This is a genomic window from Ramlibacter sp. (genome assembly GCF_013697775.1).
Lineage (GTDB): Bacteria > Pseudomonadota > Gammaproteobacteria > Burkholderiales > Burkholderiaceae_C > Ramlibacter.
Window position 1 is genome coordinate 1 of sequence record NZ_JACCWG010000097.1, and the last position, 2,129, is coordinate 2,129.

At 66.5% G+C, this 2,129-nt stretch carries 2 protein-coding genes and 1 pseudogene; all 3 read left to right on the forward strand.

The window, feature by feature from the left end:
* On the forward strand, positions 1 to 182 hold a 182-nt coding region (locus tag H0U68_RS05165), incomplete at its 5' end, for an RHS domain-containing protein (RefSeq protein WP_296353344.1).
* 255 nt (positions 183 to 437) lie between these two features.
* Positions 438 to 1,676 (forward strand): 3-methyl-2-oxobutanoate dehydrogenase (2-methylpropanoyl-transferring) subunit alpha, encoded by a 1,239-nt coding sequence (locus H0U68_RS05170; RefSeq protein WP_296353346.1) that lies wholly within the window; start codon positions 438 to 440, stop codon positions 1,674 to 1,676.
* 47 nt (positions 1,677 to 1,723) lie between these two features.
* Positions 1,724 to 2,129, forward strand: a pseudogene (locus tag H0U68_RS05175) (alpha-ketoacid dehydrogenase subunit beta); the annotation flags it as partial.

Here is a 2,129-nt window from a genome sequence, read left to right on the forward strand (position 1 = left end):
TATCGGGCACGCCGCAGCTGGCCACGGACGCCAGCGGCAACGTGCTGTGGAAGGAGAACTACCACCCGTACGGCAACAAACTGAACAACCCGGCGGCCGCGGCCGGCACCAACAAGCTGGGCTTCGCGGGCAAGCCGTACGACGGCAACTCCGGGCTGTCATACATGGGTGCGCGCTACTAAGACCCGATGGGGCAGGCTGCGGAGAGTTGAGAACCAACACCCGTTGAGCCGGCGCGTGACGCTTTTTGCACCCTGTTTGGCGCACCTGCGGCAGGATGTCGCGCTGTCATCCTATTGACGCAATCCAACGGAACCCGGCACACTGGCAGACCCTGCGCCCCACCCCGGCGTAGACCCTGGAGCGCGGCCGCTTACCCGTGGCACAGTTCCTCTTTTCCAACTCAGCAGCGCGACACAATCGCGCGGAGTCATTGCATGAGCCAGCCCCAAGCCCTGCGCTTGCACGTGCCGGAGCCCTCTGGGCGACCCGGCTGCGCGACCGACTTCTCCTACCTCCACGTGTCCGAAGCGGGCGCGGTGCGCCGGCCCCCGGTGGACACCAGCCATTTCGACACCAGCGACCTGGCCTACAGCCTGATCCGCGTGCTCGACCGCGACGGCAAGGCCGTCGGGCCCTGGGTGCCTGAGCTGTCCACGGCCCAGCTGCGGCGCGGCCTGCGCGTGATGATGAAAACGCGCCTCTTCGACAGCCGCATGCTGCTCGCGCAGCGCCAGAAGAAGACATCGTTCTACATGCAGAGCCTGGGCGAGGAAGCGATGCCCGTGGCCCACGACATGGCGCTCGATCGCACCGACATGTGGTTCCCGTCGTACCGCCAGCAGGGCATGCTGCTCGCGCGTGAAGCGGACGTCAGCATGGTCGAGATCATCTGCCAGCTGATGAGCAACGAACGCGACTCGCTCAAGGGCCGCCAGCTGCCAGTGATGTATTCGTTCAAGAAGGCCGGCTTCTTCACCATCTCCGGCAACCTGGCCACGCAGTACATCCAGGCGGTGGGCTGGGCCATGGCCTCGGCCATCAAGGGCGACACGCGCATCGCGTCGGCCTGGATCGGCGACGGCGCCACCGCCGAGTCCGATTTCCACACCGCGCTGACCTTCGCACACGTGTACCGCGCGCCGGTGATCCTCAACGTGGTCAACAACCAGTGGGCGATCTCGACCTTCCAGGCGCTGGCCGGCGGCGAAAGCGTCACCTTCGCCGCGCGCGGCGTCGGCAGCGGCATCGCTTCGCTGCGGGTCGACGGCAACGACTTTTTGGCGGTGTATGCCGCGTCAAGCTGGGCCGCCGAGCGGGCCCGCACCAACCTCGGGCCCACCCTGATCGAGTGGGTCACCTACCGCGCCGGGCCGCACTCGACGTCGGACGATCCGTCCAAGTACCGGCCGGCCGACGACTGGTCGCACTTCCCGCTGGGCGACCCGATCGACCGCCTGCGCCGGCACCTGACTGGCCTCGGCTTGTGGTCGGACGCCGAACACGAAGCGACGCGCCAGGAACTGGAAGCGGAGATCGTCGCCGCGCAAAAAGAGGCCGAGCTATCGGGCACCCTGGCCCACGGCCGGGCGCCGAGCGCCGCGTCGATGTTCGAAGACGTCTACAAGGAGATGCCCGAACACTTGCGCCTCCAACGTCAACAATCGGGAGTGTGAACGTGCGCAGAGATAATGACAACGAAAGCAAGACCAAGACGGTACCGATGACGATGATCCAGGCGCTGCGCTCGGCCATGGACGTCATGCTCGAGCGCGACAACAACGTCGTCATCTACGGCCAGGACGTCGGTTATTTCGGCGGTGTGTTCCGCTGCACCGACGGCTTGCAGGCCAAGTACGGCAAGTCGCGCGTGTTCGATGCGCCGATTTCGGAAGGCGGCATCGTCGGCACCGCCGTCGGCATGGCCGCCTACGGGCTGCGGCCGGTGGTGGAGATCCAGTTCGCCGACTATTTTTATCCGGCCTCGGACCAGATCGTGTCGGAAGCGGCGCGCCTGCGCTACCGCTCGGCCGGCCAGTTCACCGCCGCCATGACGATCCGCATGCCCTGCGGCGGGGGTATCTACGGCGGGCAGACCCACAGCCAGAGCCCGGAAGCGATGTTTACCC

Coding starts and splice junctions, on each gene's coding strand:
- H0U68_RS05170 (WP_296353346.1), top strand. CDS start 438: ATGAGCCAGCCCCAAGCCCTGCGCTTGCACGTGCCGGAGCCCTCTGGG.